Source organism: Actinokineospora globicatena (assembly GCF_024171945.1).
In the GTDB taxonomy this organism is placed as follows: Bacteria; Actinomycetota; Actinomycetes; order Mycobacteriales; family Pseudonocardiaceae; genus Actinokineospora; species Actinokineospora globicatena.
On sequence record NZ_JAMTCR010000007.1, the window covers coordinates 133,647 to 150,796 of the forward strand.

At 71.6% G+C, this 17,150-nt stretch carries 19 protein-coding genes; 4 read left to right on the forward strand and 15 right to left on the reverse strand.

Features of this window, described 5'->3' with window-relative positions:
• Positions 1–2: 2 nt before the first annotated feature.
• The 8 genes from LV79_RS31765 to LV79_RS31800 are packed head-to-tail and all read right to left on the reverse strand — an operon-like array spanning position 3 to position 7,060.
• Entirely contained in the window at positions 3–980 is a 978-nt protein-coding gene (locus LV79_RS31765; RefSeq protein WP_253842004.1) for an alpha-ketoacid dehydrogenase subunit beta, read from the reverse strand.
• Positions 981–995: 15 nt separating this feature from the next.
• The gene (locus tag LV79_RS31770) at positions 996–2,060 is read right to left on the reverse strand and encodes a thiamine pyrophosphate-dependent dehydrogenase E1 component subunit alpha (RefSeq protein ID WP_253842005.1); all 1,065 of its coding nucleotides are present in this window, start codon (positions 2,058–2,060) and stop codon (positions 996–998) included.
• On the reverse strand, positions 2,053–2,940 hold the full coding sequence (locus tag LV79_RS31775) for a class-II aminoacyl-tRNA synthetase family protein (RefSeq protein ID WP_253842006.1): 888 nt from the start codon (positions 2,938–2,940) through the stop codon (positions 2,053–2,055). Before LV79_RS31775 ends, LV79_RS31770 begins: the two co-directional genes overlap by 8 nt.
• A complete protein-coding gene (locus tag LV79_RS31780) occupies positions 2,937–3,596 on the reverse strand; it encodes a 4'-phosphopantetheinyl transferase family protein (RefSeq protein WP_253842007.1) in 660 nt (219 codons plus the stop codon). The genes LV79_RS31775 and LV79_RS31780 overlap by 4 nt, the downstream gene beginning before the upstream one ends.
• Positions 3,596–4,459, reverse strand: coding sequence for a hypothetical protein (locus LV79_RS31785; RefSeq protein WP_253842008.1), 864 nt, complete (start codon positions 4,457–4,459; stop codon positions 3,596–3,598). The genes LV79_RS31780 and LV79_RS31785 overlap by 1 nt, the downstream gene beginning before the upstream one ends.
• On the reverse strand, positions 4,459–4,755 hold the full coding sequence (locus tag LV79_RS31790; protein WP_253842009.1) for a phosphopantetheine-binding protein: 297 nt from the start codon (positions 4,753–4,755) through the stop codon (positions 4,459–4,461). The genes LV79_RS31785 and LV79_RS31790 overlap by 1 nt, the downstream gene beginning before the upstream one ends.
• 17 nt (positions 4,756–4,772) lie before the next feature.
• On the reverse strand, positions 4,773–5,705 hold the full coding sequence (locus tag LV79_RS31795; protein ID WP_253842010.1) for a 3-oxoacyl-[acyl-carrier-protein] synthase III C-terminal domain-containing protein: 933 nt from the start codon (positions 5,703–5,705) through the stop codon (positions 4,773–4,775).
• Positions 5,702–7,060: a condensation domain-containing protein gene (locus LV79_RS31800; protein ID WP_253842011.1), complete on the reverse strand. Its 1,359-nt coding sequence runs from the start codon at positions 7,058–7,060 to the stop codon at positions 5,702–5,704. The genes LV79_RS31795 and LV79_RS31800 overlap by 4 nt, the downstream gene beginning before the upstream one ends.
• Before the next feature lie 169 nt (positions 7,061–7,229).
• On the opposite strand from LV79_RS31800, the gene LV79_RS31805 reads away from it, so the two are divergent.
• From LV79_RS31805 to LV79_RS31820, 4 genes are read left to right on the forward strand one after another with little or no spacing between them, the layout of a single operon-like run.
• Entirely contained in the window at positions 7,230–7,523 is a 294-nt protein-coding gene (locus tag LV79_RS31805) for an acyl carrier protein (protein WP_253842012.1), read from the forward strand.
• Positions 7,520–8,698 (forward strand): glycosyltransferase, encoded by a 1,179-nt coding sequence (locus tag LV79_RS31810; protein WP_253842013.1) that lies wholly within the window; start codon positions 7,520–7,522, stop codon positions 8,696–8,698. The genes LV79_RS31805 and LV79_RS31810 overlap by 4 nt, the downstream gene beginning before the upstream one ends.
• Positions 8,695–9,648 carry an ATP-binding cassette domain-containing protein gene (locus LV79_RS31815; protein ID WP_253842014.1) on the forward strand — a complete coding sequence of 318 codons (954 nt, stop codon included), beginning with the start codon at positions 8,695–8,697 and terminating at the stop codon, positions 9,646–9,648. Before LV79_RS31810 ends, LV79_RS31815 begins: the two co-directional genes overlap by 4 nt.
• 9 nt (positions 9,649–9,657) lie before the next feature.
• Positions 9,658–10,422: an ABC transporter permease gene (locus LV79_RS31820; protein ID WP_253842015.1), complete on the forward strand. Its 765-nt coding sequence runs from the start codon at positions 9,658–9,660 to the stop codon at positions 10,420–10,422.
• A 132-nt stretch (positions 10,423–10,554) separates the two neighbouring features.
• Here the strand turns inward: LV79_RS31820 and LV79_RS31825 are convergent, their stop codons facing one another.
• Genes LV79_RS31825 through LV79_RS31855 form a run of 7 tightly spaced genes read right to left on the reverse strand, consistent with a single transcriptional unit; the run spans position 10,555 to position 17,137 of the window.
• Positions 10,555–11,466, reverse strand: coding sequence for a phytanoyl-CoA dioxygenase family protein (locus LV79_RS31825; RefSeq protein WP_253842016.1), 912 nt, complete (start codon positions 11,464–11,466; stop codon positions 10,555–10,557).
• Positions 11,463–12,482 carry a 4-hydroxyphenylpyruvate dioxygenase gene (hppD, locus tag LV79_RS31830; RefSeq protein ID WP_253842017.1) on the reverse strand — a complete coding sequence of 340 codons (1,020 nt, stop codon included), beginning with the start codon at positions 12,480–12,482 and terminating at the stop codon, positions 11,463–11,465. Before hppD ends, LV79_RS31825 begins: the two co-directional genes overlap by 4 nt.
• A 28-nt stretch (positions 12,483–12,510) precedes the next feature.
• Complete coding sequence (locus LV79_RS31835) at positions 12,511–13,785, reverse strand: beta-ketoacyl-[acyl-carrier-protein] synthase family protein (RefSeq protein ID WP_253842018.1); 1,275 nt, start codon at positions 13,783–13,785, stop codon at positions 12,511–12,513.
• Complete coding sequence (locus LV79_RS31840) at positions 13,782–15,395, reverse strand: class I adenylate-forming enzyme family protein (protein ID WP_253842019.1); 1,614 nt, start codon at positions 15,393–15,395, stop codon at positions 13,782–13,784. Before LV79_RS31840 ends, LV79_RS31835 begins: the two co-directional genes overlap by 4 nt.
• Positions 15,392–15,895 carry a beta-ketoacyl-[acyl-carrier-protein] synthase family protein gene (locus tag LV79_RS31845; protein WP_253842020.1) on the reverse strand — a complete coding sequence of 168 codons (504 nt, stop codon included), beginning with the start codon at positions 15,893–15,895 and terminating at the stop codon, positions 15,392–15,394. Before LV79_RS31845 ends, LV79_RS31840 begins: the two co-directional genes overlap by 4 nt.
• A complete protein-coding gene (locus LV79_RS31850; protein WP_253842021.1) occupies positions 15,892–16,938 on the reverse strand; it encodes a beta-ketoacyl synthase N-terminal-like domain-containing protein in 1,047 nt (348 codons plus the stop codon). The genes LV79_RS31845 and LV79_RS31850 overlap by 4 nt, the downstream gene beginning before the upstream one ends.
• Positions 16,931–17,137 (reverse strand): ArgP/LysG family DNA-binding transcriptional regulator, encoded by a 207-nt coding sequence (locus tag LV79_RS31855; protein WP_253842022.1) that lies wholly within the window; start codon positions 17,135–17,137, stop codon positions 16,931–16,933. The genes LV79_RS31850 and LV79_RS31855 overlap by 8 nt, the downstream gene beginning before the upstream one ends.
• Between the last annotated feature and the right edge of the window lie 13 nt (positions 17,138–17,150).

Consider the following 17,150-nt stretch of genomic DNA (forward strand, 5'->3'; position numbering starts at 1 on the left):
GATCACCAACCCGTGCTCTTGAGCACCGTGCGCACGGCCTCGGCCAGCTGGGCCTTGGTGGGCTGCAGCACGACGTCCAGCTCGGGGACCGCGCCGACGATCGCGCCGTCGGGCCTGGTCACGCGCTTGGGCGGGGCCACCAGCCGCATCTCCTCGGCCGCCGTGGCCAGGATCTCGGCGCCCATGCCGCACGCGCGGTTGGAGTCGTCGAACACCACGAGCCTGCCGGTGCGCGCGACCGACTCGGCCAGCCCGGCCCAGTCGAACGGGTACACCGAACGCGGGTCCCACACCTCGATGGAGGCCTCGTCCGCCAGCTCCTCGGCCACCGCGAGCGCCTCGTGCACCAGGTGCCCCAGGGCGACCACGGTGACGTCGGTGCCGGACCGGTGGACGCGGCCGCTGCCGAGCGGGATCGGCGCCAGGTCGGCGTACTCGACGATCTCGCGCACCCCGAGCGAGGCGAGCGGCCCGAAGAACACGACCGGGTCGTCGTCGCGGATCGCGGTGGTGAGCAGGCCGTAGGCGTCGGTCGGGGTCGCGGGCAGGACGGTCTTGACGCCCATGTGCGCGAACATGCTGTAGGGCTGGTCGGAGTGCTGCGCGCCCCACCCGGCCCGCCACCCGGCGGCGGGCATCAGGTAGGTGACCGGCACGCTGCGCTGGCCGCCGCTCATCATCAGGAACTTGTTGGCCTGGTTGGTGATCTGCTCGAACACCAGCAGCAGCAGGAACGGGATCTGGAACTCGATCACCGGTCGGCGCCCGGCCATCGCGGCACCGGTGGCGAAGTTGGTGAACCCCTGCTCGGTGAGCGGGACCTCGACCACCCGGTCCGGGCCGTAGCGCTTGAGGAACCCCGCGGTGATGTTGGTGAGCGCGAAGTTCACGTCCTCGCCGAGGACGAAGACCGACTCGTCGCGGTCCATCTCGTCGCCGAGCGCGCGGTTGAGGGCCTTGAGGTAGGACAGCTTCGGCATGGCGTACCCCTTTCCCTACAGCGAGACGCCTGGTCTCGGTCGGAACCCGTCGGCGTGGTAGTGGTCGGTGGCGTCGACCGGGTCCGGCCGTGGACTGTCCACAGCGAACCGGACGACCTCGTCCAGGTCGAGCTCGACCTCCGCGTCGATGCGCGTGCGGTCGACCTCGGCGACCCTGGCGGCCTGGATGTCGAGCGGGTCGCGTTCCTTCCAGCTGTCGATCTCGGCCTGCTCGCGGTAGCGCAGGCGGACCAGCATCTCGAAGGTGTGGTGACCGTGGTAGCGGTAGGTCCGCATCTCCAGCAGGGACGGTCCGCCGCCGCGGCGGGCCCGCTCGACCGCCTCCGCGACCGCCGCGTGCACCACCTCGGCGTCCTGACCGTCCACAACGGAGGACGGGATGCCGAACGCCTCGCCGCGGCCGGTGATCGTCCCGGCCACCGCCGCCTCCACCGGAAGCGTTGTGGCGTAACGGTTGTTCTCACAAATGTACACCACCGGGAGCTGCCACAGGGCCGCGAGGTTGAATCCCTCCAACAACGCGCCCTGGGTGACAGCGCCATCGCCGAAGAAGCTCAGCACGACCTTCGGGTCGCCCGCTTTCACCGCGGCCCAGGCGATCCCGGCGGCGATGCCCGCGCCGTGCCCGACCGTCCCGGTCGAGTTGTACACGCCTGCGGTGAAGTCCGACGGGTGGAACGAACCGCCGCGCCCCTTGTCGATCCCGGTGACCTTGCCCGCCATCTCCGCCATCAGGCGGCTCGGGTCGGTCCCCTTCGCCAACAGGTGTCCGTGGCCGCGGTGGCTCGACAAGACGATGTCACCCGGGTCGAGCGCCGCGCAAGCACCGGCCGCGACAGCTTCCTGACCGATGCACGGGTGGATGCCGCTGAAGATCTCCCCGGCGCGCACCAGCTCGATGGCGCGCTCCTCGAACCGGCGGATGTAGCGCATGGTCCGGTACAGCTCGACGGAATCAGCGACCGCGACGGGAACCGAGACCGTGCTCGGCACCGCAGCTATCCCGGCGACCTCCAGACCGTCGGCGACCTTGGCGGGAGCGACGACACCCTCAGGCACGGCGACCACCGCCCAACGCGGCCAGCACGTCGGCGGGCCACCGCGTGGAGTCCTCGCCGTGCCGGGCGATCAACGCCATGGCCAGGCGCTCCAGTCCGAACGCGACACACGAGGTGTTGGCCGGTTCGCCGCCCGCGGTGATGCCGAAGGTCTCGCCGAAGTGCTCCTTGTGGTAGTTGGCCGAGGCGACCGCCTGCACGGTGCCGTCGGCGACCGGGACGCGCAGCTCCCACTTGAGCTCCTGCATCCGTTGCGCCGCTTGGTAGACCTTGCGGCCCGGGCCGAAGAACGGGTCGTCGGCGACCTCCACCGACACCGCCAGGCCCAGCTCGGTGAACCAGCCCTCGACCTGCTCCAGGCGCGCCGCCCGCCACTTCAGGCAGTGCTCGTCGGTGGCGACGGTGACCAGCTCCAGCATCCGGAACGACCGCATCCGCCCCGGTTCGCTGGTCGCCTCCTGCCGGAAGCAGGACGCCTCGACGGTCACCTTCGCGGGTTCGTCGAGCGTGCGGCCCTCCAGGGTCGCGTAGACCGGGTAGCACGCGGCGGGCAACAGGACAAGGTCGCCGATCTGCTGCTGGGCGTGCCACTCGCCGCCCGACTCCACCAGCGGTTTGAGCCTGGCCCACCCGCTTGGCGTGCCGCCGTAGCCGTGCACGGTGCCCAGCAGGTTCGGGAACGCCGCGACGTAACCAGCGCGTTCGATGGTGGCGCGGGAGATGACCGGTGGGATGACCAGCCGGTGGAACGGCTCGTCGGCGGCCAGCGCGGCGATCCCGTCGCGCAGCAGGCCGATGACCCGCTCGAACCCCGGCGGCGACAAGAACACACCGGGCACCCCGGTCTCCAGCGGTAGACCCGCTCCCAGTCCCGAACTCATGGCGCCACTCCCTGTCCTGCCCAGAGGTGCTCTCGCACCAGGTAGTCGTCCTCGCCCGCCAACGCGACCGCCGCCACGTACCCGCTCGGCGCGAGCAGGTCCCGCACCCGGTAGGGCCCATCCGCCTGGTGGACCACACCGCGCTCGTGCACCGGTAACCGCAACCCGGGGAACAGCCGCCCGCCTGCGGCCTTGACGCAGGCCTCCTTGCGGGCGAGGAGGCCGGTGAACCGCGCCGGTCGCCGCGGTGGTGGGCACTCGGCCACGAACCTGGCCTCGTGCACCGGGTAGTACCTGGCCGCCGCCCGCGCCACGTCGAGACCGTCGTCGACCCACTGCAGGTCGACCCCGACCGCGCGCCGCGGGGTGTGGGCGACCATCGCCATGCCCGCGGAGCGCGACAGGCTCACCCGCACACCGTCGACCTCCGGCTTGCCGTGCCGCCCGATCCGCCACCGCACCTGTCGCGGCGCGATCCCGAGCGCCTGGCCCGCCAGCAGCCTGGCCACCCCGTGCGCGGCGACGAACTCCCGCCGCTGCTCCGGGTGCGCCCGCCGCTCCCGGTCCAGCTCGCCGTCGTCGAGGTACCCGCGGAGTTCGTCGAGAACACCTTGCGGGAGAACGGAATCGACCAACCAGACGTCGACCGTGTCCATCATGCCACCGCGACAGCGGCCGAGTCCACAGCGGAGTGATCATTGCCCGAAAAGTCCACAGTGGAGGTGCAGAGCAGCCCGAGGGACGGCTCGTAGTCGGCCACCAGGACCACCCCCTCGTACCCGCCATCGGCCAGCTCGCACCAGATCCCGGTGTAGGGCTGCCCCGCGTCGGCCACCACGTCCGCCACCCCTGGCGCGGCCTCGGCGAGCCTGGCGGAGGCGACGACGGTCGCCTGCCGCCCGAGCCGGGCCACGTCGTGGCGCAGCAGCTGGGTGACGCGCTGGGCGTCGACACCGGTGTGCTGCCCGACCGCGACCGGACTGCCGGTGCGTTCCAGCCGCAGGACGACGCCGGTGTGCCGGTCCGGGATCGGCGCGGGCTCACCGGGTTCGTAGTGCAGCGCGGACTGCTCGACCACGACCACCAGCGCCCGCTCGCACGCCCCAGAACCCAGGTACGACTCGGTGAGCCGCAACGCGGTGAACGCCGCGCCGCTGCCCTGGTCGCACACCGCGAACGCCATCGGCGCGCCGGGGCACTGGTCGCTGAGGTAGCACGCGGTCGCCCGACCCAGCCGCAGGTCGTGCATGGCGAACGCGAGCACCAGCAGGTCCACCGGCTCGTCAGGACCCACGACGGTGGGCAACATCGCCTCGGCCATCTCGCCGAACGAGTGTCCGACGCCCTCGGTGAGCAGGTCTTCCCGCAAAGCGTTGCCGTACGGGCGAACCAGGTCGGCGAGGAACGGCCGCAGCGCCGGGTCCAACGCGGTCGGCGAGGTCTCCGCGAACACCCTGGCGTGCGCGGCGACCAGTCGAGCCGGTCGATCCGATGCGCTGGGTGGGCCTGCGGTGAACATCACTCGTCCGCGACGGTGTGGGCGGCGATGTACGCCGCGAGGGTGCCGACGGTCTCCAAGTCGGCCTGGTCGATCTCCTCGACGTCGATCTGGATCTCCAGCTCGTCCTCCAGCTCCAGCAGCAGCTCCAGGGTGCTGGCGGAGCTGAGCCCGAGCTCGGTGAACAGCTTGGTGTCGGCGCCCAGCCCGGTGACCTCCCGCTTGAGCACCCTGGGCAGCAGCTCGGCCATGCTGTCGGTGACCCGGCCGAGCAGCTCGGTGTCCTGAGTGGGGTGAACGACCTCAACAGAGCCCACGGGGCCCTCCCATCACACTAGTGCTCGAAGACCATCGCGGAGAACGTGGCGCCCAACCCGGCCGCGCCGACCAGGTACCGCTCCCCCGGCCGCAACCTGCCCCGGTCGAGGGCGGTGCGGTAGTTGAGGAACGGGTCGGCGGCGAAGCTGTGGCCGGTGACCGGCACGTTGTCGAGCAGCACCTGCTCGACGGGGTAGCCGATCCGCTTGGCGACCCGCCGCCACGACACGGAGTTCACGTTGTGCGGCAACACCACCGCGATGTCGTCCAGGGTGAGCCCGGCGCGGTCGACCGCGGCCAGTAGCACCTCGGACAGCAGTCGGGGGTACTCGTACTGGAACCGGGCCGCCAGCTCCGGGTCGATGATCAGCCTACCGTCGAAGTCGCCGCGCACGCTCGTGGCGATGGACAACACCCGGTCGTTCGGACCGTCGGCGGCGACCAGCGCGGCAGCGGCGCCCTCACCGAACACCGCCGTCTCCGGTACCAGCATCGCGTCCGGGGTGAAGGTCTTCTCCCCCGACACCACCAGTGCCAACGCTTCCGGGTCCGGATCCGAGGCCAGCAGCCTTCCAGCCACGTCCAGGGCCAGCAGCCCGGTCGCGCACGCCTGGTGGGTCACGGTGAACGACAACGCGTGGTCCAGGCCGAGCTTGGCGCACAGGTCGCGCAACGGGTTGTTCGGGTACGGCACGGCGACCGGCATCCCCCGCGCGTACAGCACGTACTTGACGCGGTGTTCGTTGCCGCGCAACGTCTCCAGGCCATCGGTGGCGGCCACCAGCAGGTCGAACAAGGTCCCGTCGTTGTCCAGGCAGACCTGGTCGAGCCCGTGGAACCGGCGGAACAGCCGCACCTGGCGCTCGGTCAACCCGAAGCGCGGCGCCAACTCCTCCAGCGACACCCGGTCCGGCGGCAGGTGCGCGGCGACCTCGACGAGCGCGGTCACGACCGCACCCCGGTACCCGCGCCCGGGTCGAGCGCGGCGTCGACCAGGACGGACTCGATCTCGGTCAGCAGCCACAGCATCGACTTGGGCGAGAGCCTGGTCGTGTCGCCGGTCAGCGTGAACACCAGGGTGTCGGGCTCGGCGTCGACGTCCAGGTACAGCAGCGGACTGTCCACATCGGTCCACGCGACCCACTCGTGGCTGGTGCGCTCGCGCGCGGCCAGGATGTCGGCGGCCGGTGGCGCGGTGATGTCGCGCTCGTCGCGCCCGGGTGGGCGGCGGTCGTTGAAGTAGGTGTCCATCTCGACCCGGCCGCCGAGCTCCTCGGCCACGCGGTCGACCATGGCGGCGCGCCGGTCCGGGTCGTAGTAGGCGTACTTGTAGGTGACCATGGTGGCCTGCCTGGCCCGGTGCACCGCCTCGTCGAAGGTGGCGTCGGCGAGGTCGACCATGAGCGGGCAGGTCTGGGCCATGGTGCTGACCGACCCGACCAGCGACTGGCGGAACCGGTTGTTCACCGCGATCTGCACCGCGACCGGGTTGTTGCCCACGGTCCTGGCCAGCGCGCTGGCGTACCCGGCGAGCAGGATCGGCGAGGTGTCGGTGCGCAACCGGGCCGCGATCGCCTTGGTCGCCAGCCACGACGCCTCCGACCGCAGCGCCAGGTCGCCCCAGCGCGGGCTGCGGTGGTCGTCGGACTCGCCCTCGACCCGCTTGGGCGAGACCGTGCGCAGCACCCGCTCCCAGTACTTCAGCGCGGCGTCGCTGTTGCGCAGCACGTTGGGCTTGCGCTGCTGCTCGGCCAGCCGCAGCGGCTGCGTCGCCTCGAGCGGCACCGTGGGCTCACCGGTCGTCCAGTCCATCGTGGACAGATCGGTGACCAGCGCGTCCAGCCCGTGCGCGTCGATGGCCAGGTGGCTGTACACCGCGACCGAGTGCGTCGGCACCCCGGCCTCGGTGATCACCGCCATCCGCACCGGCCACTCGCCGGCGTAGTCGAAGTCGGTGTCCTCGTACTCCGACCGGACCCGCTCGGCGACCACCGCCGGGTCCTCGCCGTCGGCGTCGATCACCGACAGCGCGACCTGGCCGGACTCGTGGACCTGTTGGCGCGGCCCGCCGTCGGGCCCGTCGAACACCAGCCGGGTGCGCAGCGACTCGTGCCGGGCCATGACGTAGCGCAGCACCAGCACCGACTGCTCCACCGTGGACCCCGGCGGCAGCGCCGTGACCCCGCCCATCGTCTCCGAGCGACCGGTCTTCACCACGGTCCGCCACACCGTGCGCTGGCCCCAGGTGAGGTCGCCGACCCCGGCGCCGGTCCCCTGGAAATCGACGAGGATCTTCTCCGTCATCCTGCTTTACTCCCCGCCGCGTCGTGCTTCTAGCGGCATTGTTGGGAGCCACTCGGAAAGTGTCAATACTCCACATGCCGAGCATTCACCCGGGCGCAGATAGTTCGTGACGAGTTCTGCGCGGTGCGGTACCTTGACGCCGCAAGCGGGCAGTGTTTGGAGGGCGCGGGTGGCGCTATTCGAAGAAGTCGCCGGAATACTCCGAGAGGTCGTCGGACCGTGCGGCGGATGCCCGCCACCCATTACGCCGAACGCCACGCTCGAAGGCGACCTGCGGTTCGACAGCATCGACCTGGTCCGGGTGGACGCGGCGCTGGCCGCCCACCTGGGCACCCGGGTCGGGCTGGCCGAGCACGTGCGCGGCCTGGAGCTGGACGCGATCAGCGGCTTCACCGTCAGCGATCTCGTTGACCACGTCCACCACGTCCACCACCCAGACCGGACCGGGAACGGAGCAGCGTGAGCCGCTTCCTGTTCGTCGTGCCCCCGCTCGCGGGCCACGTGAACCCCACCATCGGGCTCGGCGCGGCACTGGCGGCGCGGGGCCACGACGTCGCCTGGTGCGGCCCTGAGCTGCACATCCGCCCGTTGCTGGGCCCGGACGCGGTGGTCCACCCGACCGGCACCCGGCTGCACCGGCCGCAGGCTGGCCACGGGCTGGCCGCGATCCGCTCGGTGTGGGACCGGTTCATCGTGCCGTTCGCCCGCTTCAGCCTCCCGGCCGTGGAGAAGGCGGTGCTGGACGCGCGGCCCGACGTCGTGGTCGTCGACCAACATTCCCCCGCGGGGGCGATAGCGGCGCACCGCCTCGGCGTCCCGTGGGCGACCCTGGCCGCGTCGACGATGGAGCTCGGCGAGCCGCTGGCGGACATGCCCCGGGTGCTGGCCTGGCTGCACGGCCGGATGCGGCACCTGTGGGACAAGGCCGGGATGCCCGCCGACGAGTACTTCGACCTCCGCTCGTCCCCCTACCTGCGGCTGGCCTGCACGACCAAGGCGCTGACCGGCGCGCTGCCGGACGACTTCGTCGGCGTCGGCCCGATCCTCGCCGCGCGCCCCGGGCAGCCCGACTTCCCGTGGGACTGGCTGGACCAGGGCAAACAGCACGTCCTGGTGTCCGTCGGCACGCTCGCCGACGACGTCTCCGAGCGGTTCCTGCGGGAAGTAGCCGCAGCGCTGACGCCCCTGGGTGATCAGCTGCAGGCGGTGTTCGTCGCCCCGCCCGAGGTCCTGCCCGACCTGCCCGCGCACCTGGTCGCGCTGCCCAGGGTGCCGATGCTGGCGCTGCTGCCGCGCGTCGACCTGGTCGTCTCGCACGGCGGCCTCAACACCGTCTGCGAGTCGCTCGCCCACGGCGTCCCGCTGGTCGTCGCGCCCATCCGGCACGACCAGCCGATCAACGCCAACGGTGTGGTCGCCGCGGGTGCGGGCCTGCGGGTCGGCTTCGCCAGGGCGGACGCTGAGCAGCTGCGCGCCGCCGTCACCACAGTCCTCGGCGACCCGGCCCACCGGGTCGCCGCCGCCCAGGTCCGCCAGTCGTTCGCCTCGGCGGGCGGTGCCGACGCCGCCGCGGCGGCGCTGGTGGACCTGGCCACCCGGTCGCCGGCAGCAGCCGGCATGAGCAGGAGCACGTCATGATCGAGGTCAAGGGACTGCGCAAGTCCTTCACGCTGGGCAAACGGCGCAAGACCCGCACCGTCGAGGCCGTGCGCGGCGTCGACCTGTCGGTCGCGGAGGGCGAGATCTTCGGCTTCCTCGGCCCCAACGGCGCGGGCAAGACGACCACCGCCCGCATCCTGTGCACGCTGCTCGAGCCCGACGGCGGTGAAGCGGTCATCGCGGGCGCTGACCTGCGCAAGGACCCGGGCGCGGTGCGGACCAAGGTCGGCTACGTCCCGCAGGGCGGCACCACGACCGACGAGGTCACCGCCCGCGAGGAGCTGGTGCTGCAGGCCAGGATGTACGGGATCGGCAAGGCGGAGGCGATCGAGCGGGCCGAGAAGGCGCTGGCCGCCTTCGAGCTCACCGAGTTCGCCGACCGGGCCTGCCGCACATACTCCGGTGGTCAGCGCCGCCGGGTGGACATCGCGATGGGCATCATCCACGAGCCCAAGGTGCTGTTCCTCGACGAGCCGACCACCGGCCTGGACCCGCAGTCGCGGGCGCACCTGTGGGACGAGGTCCGCAGGCTGCGCGACACCGGCATGACGGTCTTCCTCACCACGCACTACCTGGAGGAGGCCGACGCGCTGTGCGACCGGATCGCGATCATCGACCACGGTGAGATCGTCGCGCTGGGCACCCCCACCGAGCTCAAGCACGGGGTGGCGGGCGATGTGGTCACCGTCGGCCTCAACGGCAGCGGACCGCGCGCGGCCGAGCTGCTCGACGGGCACGACTACGTGCGCAAGCTCGAACTCGGCGACGACGGCCTGCGGCTCTACGTCGACGACGGCACCACCGCGATGGCGCAGATCATGCGGGTGCTCGACGCGGGCGACATCCACTTCGACACCGTGGAGCTGCACCGGCCCAGCCTCGACGACGTGTTCCTGATCAAGACCGGCCGCTCGCTGCGGGACAAGTAGGAGTTGGACATGAAGTTCCTCCGTGACACCTGGCTGATCTTCACCCGCCAGATGCTGCTGGTGTGGCGCACCCCGGCCCGCCTGGTGATCGGGTTCGTGCAGCCCATCGCGTACCTGGTGCTGTTCGCCCCGCTGCTCAAGACCGCGCTGGCCCCGACCGGCGCGCAGACCTACGCCGACGCCTACCGGGTGTACGTGCCCGGCCTGCTGGTGGTGCTGGTGCTGCTCAGCGGCTTCTTCGCCGGGTTCCAGCTGCTCGGCGAGCTGCGCTCGGGGGTGATCGAGCGCTCCAGGGTGACCCCGGTCAGCCGCACCGCGCTCATCCTCGGCCGGGCGTTCTCCGAGGTGGTGACCCTGATGGGCCAGGCGGTGGTGATCACCGTGGTCGCGCTGCCGTTCGGCCTGACGGTGCACCTGGGCTGGCTGATGCTGGCCTACCTGATGCTGGCCCTCATGGCCCTGATGGCCTGCGCCCTGTCCTACGCGATGGCCATGCTCATCCCGTCCCCCGCGGCGCTCGGCCCGCTGATCAACAGCATCTCCCAGCCGCTGTCGCTGCTCTCCGGCGTCCTGCTGCCGCTGTCGCTGGCCCCGGGCTGGCTGGTCGCCATCGCCGAGTGGAACCCGATCTACTGGACCACCAACGGCACCCGCTCCCTGTTCACCGGCAACCCCGGCGACGTGTCGGTCTGGGCCGGGATGCTGATCGTCATCGCCCTGGCGGCCCTGACCGTCACCTGGGCCACCCGCATGTTCGCCCGCCAGGTCCGCTGACACCGACTGTCGGAGGAAAAGGCCCCGGGGTCACCCCCGGGGCCTTTTCCTTGGTCCGAGAACAGTCGATTTCCGGGCAGCGGAAATAGCCCGGAGGTGACCTTCCGGGCTATTTCCACCAGGGCCGAACCGCTATTCGCGCCAGAGGGTCGGGCAGTAGGTGGGGTCGGTGTAGTCGGGCATTCCCTCGGCGTTGCGGCGGACCAGGACGTCGTGGTTGTAGAACACGGGGGTGCCGTCGGGCTTGAGGTAGGGGCGGAACCGGTTGGCGCCGTCCTGCAGGTGCAGGGAGATGGCCCGGCGGGGCAGGTCGGCGAGGTTGGCGCCGCTGCCGTGGTAGGTGCGGCAGTGGTGGAAGCTGACGTGTCCCTTGGGGATGATCATCGGGATCTTGCGCACCTCGGCGCCGTTGTGCGCGGCGTTGGCGTGCAGCAGGTCCTCGAGCTCGGAGCGGTCGCGGTGGGCGAAGTGCCTGGTCGAGTCGTCGCCGGGGATCTCCGCCCAGGTGTTGCTGCCGTCGACCATGGTGATGGTGCCCATGCGCTCGTCGCAGTCGTGGAACGGGATGAACGCGGTGAGCATCCGCTCGGAGGTGCAGGTCTGCCAGTAGTGCCGGTCCATGTGCCACGGGACCTGGTTGGACTGCTCGTCGGGGCGCGGCGGCTTGAGGATCAGGGTGCTCTGCCAGACCCGGATCTCCTCGGCCTGCGCCAGCCGGGCCGCGACCGCGCCGAGCAGCGGCTTGCGCAGGATCGCGGCGACCTCGTCGCTCTCGTAGTGGACGTAGTCGTTGTGCCGCTGGACATCGCCCTTCTCCGGGGTCCAGTAGGCCAGGTTCGGCGGGCGCAGCGGGAGGCGGCGGTCGGTGTGCCCGGCGTAGAACCGCTCGGTTGCCTCGACCATGGTGTCCATCTCGGCGTCGCTGAACAGCTTGCGCGAGAGGTACCAGCCGCGTCTGCCGTACTCGGCGACCTCGTCGTCGGTGGGCAGCAGCGCCCGCTCGGCGTCGGTCAGCGCGAAGGCGTGGGTGAGTTCGGCGGTCACTGGGCTGCTCCTCGGTCGTGCTCCCCGGTGCGCTCGCGCTCGACGGCCTCGTAGAGCGCCTTGATGTTGGCGCTGCCGAAGGTGAGCGCGCCGAGGCGCTCGATGACCTCGAAGAACAGCGTGCGCCGGGGGTGGGTGGTCTGGGTGAAGATCTGGAACAGCTCGCCCTCGTTGTCCTGGTCGACCAGGATGTTGAGCTCGCGCAGCTGCTCCACCGGCACGGCGACGTGGTCGAAGCGCTCGGCCAGCGCGTCGTAGTAGCTGCCGGGGGTGGTCAGGAAGCCGACGCCGCGCTCGCGCAGGGTGCGCACGGCGGTCGCGATGTCGGCGGTGCGGAAGGCCAGGTGCTGCACGCCGGGGCCGTGGTGGGCGGCGAGGAAGTCGTCGATCTGGCCCGGGTTCGCGGTGGTGTCGGGTTCGAGCAGGGTCAGCGTGACCTCCTTGGACACGCTCTGCACGACCTTGGAGTTCATCGCCTGGCCGCCGACCTCGATGTGCTCCTCGAAGATCTGCTTGAAGCCGAGCACCCGCTCGTAGTACTCGACGGTCGGGTCCAGCTCGCCCGGCGCCACGCAGGCCGCGATGTGGTCGACGGCGTCGAGCAGCTCCAGCGCGTCCTCGTCCGACTCGGTCGAGGCCTCCACTGTGGACAGGAGTTCACCCGGTCGGACGAACACGTGGCCGACGTCGCCGAAGCCGGTGACGCGGGTGCCGGTCGCGGTGGCGCCCCTGGCCAACGCCTCGGCCAGCGCGGCGTCCGGGTCGTCGGTCGACAGCGCGACCGTGGCGAGGCCGTCGCCGTGCGCGGCGACGTAGGCCGACGCGGGGTGGTCGGCAGTGCGCGCGCTGGTGAGCAGCACCAGGATGCCGCCTTGGCGCAGCAGGACCGAGTGGTGGTCGGGCCGGTCGCGTACCCAGCCGTGCACCCGGAAGCCGTACTGGGCGCGCAACGCGGCGGCGACCTCGTCGGCGTCACCGACGTAGAACTCGACGTGGTCTATGTCTTGTACGTGCATGTTGGACCTCTTGGCCGGAGGGCTGGGGTTAGCGCGCGTGGTGGGTGGGGGTGCGGGTCAGTCGGGTGGCGGGCCGCCCGAGCAGCAGGCTGACGTTGTGCCCGCCGAAGGCGAACGAGTTCGACAGCGCGGCGTCGACCCGGCCGTGCCGAGCGGAGCCGCGCACGTGGTCGAGCGCGCACTCCGGGTCGGGGTCGTCGAGGTTGTGGGTCGGGGGGAGGGTGGAGTTCGACACCGCCAGCGCGGTGATCGCGGCCTCCACCGCGCCGGAACCGCCGAGCATGTGCCCGGTGAGCGCCTTGATGGAGCTGACCGCCGGGCTCTCGGTGCCGAACACCGCGTGGATGGCGGCTGCCTCTGCCGCGTCACCGAGCGGGGTCGATGTGCCGTGCGCGTTGATGTAGTCCACATCAGACGGTGTGAGGCCCGCGTCAGCGACGGCGCGCCGCATGACCGAAGCGGCCCCCGAGCCGTCCGGGCGCGGGGTGGTCGGGTGGTGGGCGTCGGTGCTGACGGCCCAGCCGAGCAGGCCCGCGTACGCGGACGCGCCCCGGGCGTCGGCGAAGTCGGCGCGTTCGACGACCAGGACACCGGCGCCCTCACCGAGGACGAACCCGTTGCGGCGCTTGTCGAACGGCCTGCTCGCGGCGGTCGGGTCCGCGCCCCAGCCGCGCGCGAGCGCCCAGGCGTTGGCGAACGCCGACGCGACCGTCGGGTGCAGCGCCGTGTCGCTCCCGCCGCACACCACGACATCGGCCTCACCGCCGCGGATGAGTCGCAGCGCCTCGGCGATGGACTGGGCGCCCGCCGCGCAGGCCGTCGCGATGCACGAGCTGTAGCCGCGGATGCCGTGCTTGATCGCGATCCGGGCGGCCGCCATGTTCGGCAGCATCCCGGGCAGCAGGTACGGGCTCACCTTGGCGCGGCCGCGTTCCCGCCGCTGCGCGGCGAAGTGCTCGTAGGTCTCCAGGCCCGCGCCGCCGGTCGACACGACGACGGCGACTCGTTCCGGGTCGACGTCCGTGCCGACGGTGATCCTGGCGTCGGCGAGCGCGTCGTCGGCGGCCGCCATCGCCTGGAGCACGAACCGGTCGACGGCCTTGGCGGACTTGGCGTCCATCACCTCGGTCGGGTCGATGTCGGGCGCGATGCCCGCGGCGTCGAGCAGTCCGGCGAGCGGGTGGCCCTCGGGTGGGGTCACGACGCCGGACCGGCCGACGCACAACGCGTCGAACACGTCAGCAGGCTTGCGCCCGAGCGGGGTGACCAGGCCGATCCCGGTGATGGCTGCGGCGGGTCTCATCGCGCGGCCAACGTCTTCAGGTACTGCTCGCGCAGCGCGACCTTGCGGACCTTCCCGGTCGGACCCAACGGGATCCGGTCCTCGTCGACCACCACGACCTCGCGGAGGGTGGCGGCGACATCGGGGCCGAGAGCCGCGCGGATCGCGTCGTCCCGGTTGGCGTTCGGGTCACCGGCGGCGTCGAGTTGGAGCAGGACGTCGGTGACGACACCGCTGTCGGTGCGGACCGCGACGACCGTGCAGTCGGCGACATCCGGGCAGGCGTTGAGGACCCGCTCCTCGGAAAGCGCTGTGTGCAAACGCTTTCCACCGCCCAGGTCGACGGAGTCGACGAGCCGGTCGACGTGGTAGAAGTAGCCCTCCTCGTCGCGGTAGACGAGGTCACCGGTGAGGAAGTAGCCACGCACGCGGGTGCGGTAGGTGGTCACCGAGTCGTTCCAGTACCCCAGCGACAGCGTGGGTGACTTGGTGCCCAGCTCCCCCACCTCCCCCGGTGCCTGTTCGTTGCCGTCGGGGTCGAGCACGACCGGCTCGGCGAAGGCGTGGGGCTTGCCGATGCAGCGGCCGTACCGGCTCGTCTCGGTGGTGTGGGTGATGTAGAAGTGCGAGTGGCCCATCTCGCTGGAGCCAAGGCCGTCGATGAACGCCGACCCCGGCTTGCGGACGCGGCCCTCGCGGGTGGAGACCTCCCGGTACCCCAGGGAGATCAGCCTGCGGATGTGCGCCTCGTGCGCGCAGTCGCCGGTGTTCCACCACAGCGCCACCGAGTCCAGGTCACGGCCGCGCAGGTCGGTCTTGGCCATCTCCGACCAGGTCGCGGCGAACCCGAGGACACCGCTGGGGCGCCACTGCTCGATCGCGTCGACCACCGCCGGTCCGGTCTGCGTGGACAGGGCCAGCAGTTGGCTCTCGCTGGCCAGGGCCAGGTTCAGCGCGATGAGGGTGGCGGCGTGCGGCGCGGGCAGGGCGGAGAGGATCCGGTCGGTGCCCTGCGCCTTCGGCATCCGCAGACGGTGCTTGTTGGCCGCGAACAGGCTGGAATGCGAGTGCAGCACGGCTTTCGGGACACCGGTGGTGCCGGACGAGTGGGTGATCGCGACCGGGTCGTCCTGGTGGAAGCGGTACGGATCGGGCGCCTGGTCGGGGTCGCCGAGCCCGAGGTCTTCGATCGGGGCGAGCAGCGCCACGCCGTGCGGGGCCAGTGCCTCGCGGCGAGCGGCGTCGGCGAGGACACCGACGGCGCCGAGCCTGCTGACGTAGAGCGCGGTGATCTCCGGTGCCAGCTTGGCGTTGATGAGCGCGGGGATGGCGCCGAGCCGGGCCAGCGCGAGGAACGTGAGGATGTTGTCCGCGGCGGCGGTCGCGGTGACCGCCACCGGGTCCCGCCTGCCGATGCCCAGCGCGTGCAGCGAGGCGGCCCGCGCCCGGACCCGCTCGTCGAGCACCCGCACGGTGAGCGCAGTCCACGCCGGGACGTCCTCCACCGCGGTGTCGAAGGTGAACGCGGGCCGGTCGAGGTCGCCGCCCAGTGCCACCAGGGTGGTCAACACGTTCCCGGCGCCCAACTCCGGCGCGCCCGCCAGCCTGGCCCTGTCGCTCGTGGCCCTCATGCCCGCTCCCTCGCCATGACCAGGACGGCTTCCGCCCGGTCGCTCCCACCCGCCACCTCGGCGGTGATGACCAACGCCGCGTCCGCCTCCCCGGCCGCGAACAGCAACTCGGCGCACACCACCGCGTCCGCCATCGGGTCTCCGGTGGGGCTGGTGCACACCACGGGACCCGCCAGACCCCACCGAGCCGCGATGTGCCCCAGCACCGCGTTCGGGTTGGACTGGAAGAACAGCAGCGGCGCGACCCGCGCACCGGTCGCCACCGCGTCGGCGACCGCGTCCGCGCTGGTCACGTCGCCGTTGACGCTGGCGAGCACGATCGCGGTCCGCTCGGGGACGATCTCGCCGTCGTAGCCGCTCATGCACCGGTTGGCGACTTCAGCGACCAGCGGGTTGAACGTGGAGACGACGAACCCGGTCACCGGTGTGATGGTGTCCACATCGGACTCCGGCCAGCTCGCGCCCGCGACCACGACACTCGCTTCGACGGTGGCGCTCATGCCGCACCCACCAGGAGCGCGGTGTTGGCGCCACCGAAGGCCGCGTTCACCGTGAGCGCGTATTCGATGTGTGCCCGTCGGGGGACGTCGACCACCAGGTCCAGGTCGCACGCCGGGTCGGCGCCGAGGTAGCCGGAGTTCACCGGCAACGCACCCGAGTTCAGCGCCTGCACGGTGGCCACCAACTCGACCAGCCCCGATGCCTCCAGGGCGTGGCCGTGAACCGACTTCGTCGAACTGACCGGGACCCGGTCGAGACCGGCCAAGCGCAAGGCGGCCACCTCGGCGGCGTCGTTGAACTCCGTGCCGGTGCCGTTCGCGTTCACGTAGCCGATGTCCGATGTGGACAAATCGGCCCGGTCGAGCGCGCCCGCGATGGCCCTGGCCAGGCCTTTCCCGTCCGGCCTCGGCTTGCAGACGTGGTAGGCGTCGCCCGCGCGGGACCAGCCGACCAGCCTGGCCACGGGGTTCGAGCCGCTGGATTCCAGCAACACGGCCGCCACCCCGTCGCCGAGCAGCATCCCCTGCCGCCCAGCGCTGAACGGGCGCACCCGACCATCGCGCGCCAACGCCCGCCCGGCGTCGAACAGCGCGAAGGTCGACGGTTCCACCAGGTACCCGGCGGCGACCAGGACCCGCTCGGCGCGGCCCGTGGCGATCATCGTCGCCGCGTCCGCCACCGCCGAGGTCGCCGCCACGCACGCCCCGGTGTACACCCGGGACACACCGAGCACACCGGTTCTCGCCGCCACCTCCGCGGCGAGAGCCTGGTTGCCCGCGTCCGCGTGCACCGCCAGCAGGAGTGGAACCGTTGAGCCGGGACCGGTGTACACCTCATTGATGACACCGACCAGCTCGTCCACCAGCGCCGGAGCGCCCGGCAGCGTCGCCGCGTGCCGCGTGCGGCGGCCCTCGGTGTCGAACCGGGTGACCGGGCCGAACGCAGGCACACCCGCGAAACCCTCGGCGCGCAAGCGGGTCCCGTCGCGGCCGAACGCGGTGCGCGCGGCGACGGCGGTGATCAGGACCGGTCGGTCAGCCATGGCCGCTGGCCCCGGGCAGCACCCTCGCCAGCGTGTCGACCGCGCCGGTGACCGTGCCCATGTGCGCGAACACCTCGTCGGACAGGTCGAGTTCGACGCCGTAGCGCTGCTCGACCTGGGTGATCAACCAGGTCAGCTCCAGCGAGTCCAGGGTCTCGCCGACCTCGCCGGTGCCGCGGTCGCCGAACCCCGCGAGCATGCCGATCACCTCG

Bases quoted from the DNA above. Each gene is read 5' to 3' on its own strand.
- LV79_RS31835 (WP_253842018.1), bottom strand. From the start codon at position 13,785: ATGAGACCCGCCGCAGCCATCACCGGGATCGGCCTGGTCACCCCGCTC.
- LV79_RS31820 (WP_253842015.1), top strand. From the start codon at position 9,658: ATGAAGTTCCTCCGTGACACCTGGCTGATCTTCACCCGCCAGATGCTG.
- LV79_RS31840 (WP_253842019.1), bottom strand. From the start codon at position 15,395: ATGAGGGCCACGAGCGACAGGGCCAGGCTGGCGGGCGCGCCGGAGTTG.
- hppD (WP_253842017.1), bottom strand. From the start codon at position 12,482: ATGCACGTACAAGACATAGACCACGTCGAGTTCTACGTCGGTGACGCC.
- LV79_RS31785 (WP_253842008.1), bottom strand. From the start codon at position 4,459: ATGTTCACCGCAGGCCCACCCAGCGCATCGGATCGACCGGCTCGACTG.
- LV79_RS31855 (WP_253842022.1), bottom strand. From the start codon at position 17,137: ATGCTCGCGGGGTTCGGCGACCGCGGCACCGGCGAGGTCGGCGAGACC.
- LV79_RS31800 (WP_253842011.1), bottom strand. From the start codon at position 7,060: ATGACGGAGAAGATCCTCGTCGATTTCCAGGGGACCGGCGCCGGGGTC.
- LV79_RS31780 (WP_253842007.1), bottom strand. From the start codon at position 3,596: ATGGACACGGTCGACGTCTGGTTGGTCGATTCCGTTCTCCCGCAAGGT.
- LV79_RS31845 (WP_253842020.1), bottom strand. From the start codon at position 15,895: ATGAGCGCCACCGTCGAAGCGAGTGTCGTGGTCGCGGGCGCGAGCTGG.
- LV79_RS31765 (WP_253842004.1), bottom strand. From the start codon at position 980: ATGCCGAAGCTGTCCTACCTCAAGGCCCTCAACCGCGCGCTCGGCGAC.
- LV79_RS31815 (WP_253842014.1), top strand. From the start codon at position 8,695: ATGATCGAGGTCAAGGGACTGCGCAAGTCCTTCACGCTGGGCAAACGG.
- LV79_RS31850 (WP_253842021.1), bottom strand. From the start codon at position 16,938: ATGGCTGACCGACCGGTCCTGATCACCGCCGTCGCCGCGCGCACCGCG.
- LV79_RS31775 (WP_253842006.1), bottom strand. From the start codon at position 2,940: ATGAGTTCGGGACTGGGAGCGGGTCTACCGCTGGAGACCGGGGTGCCC.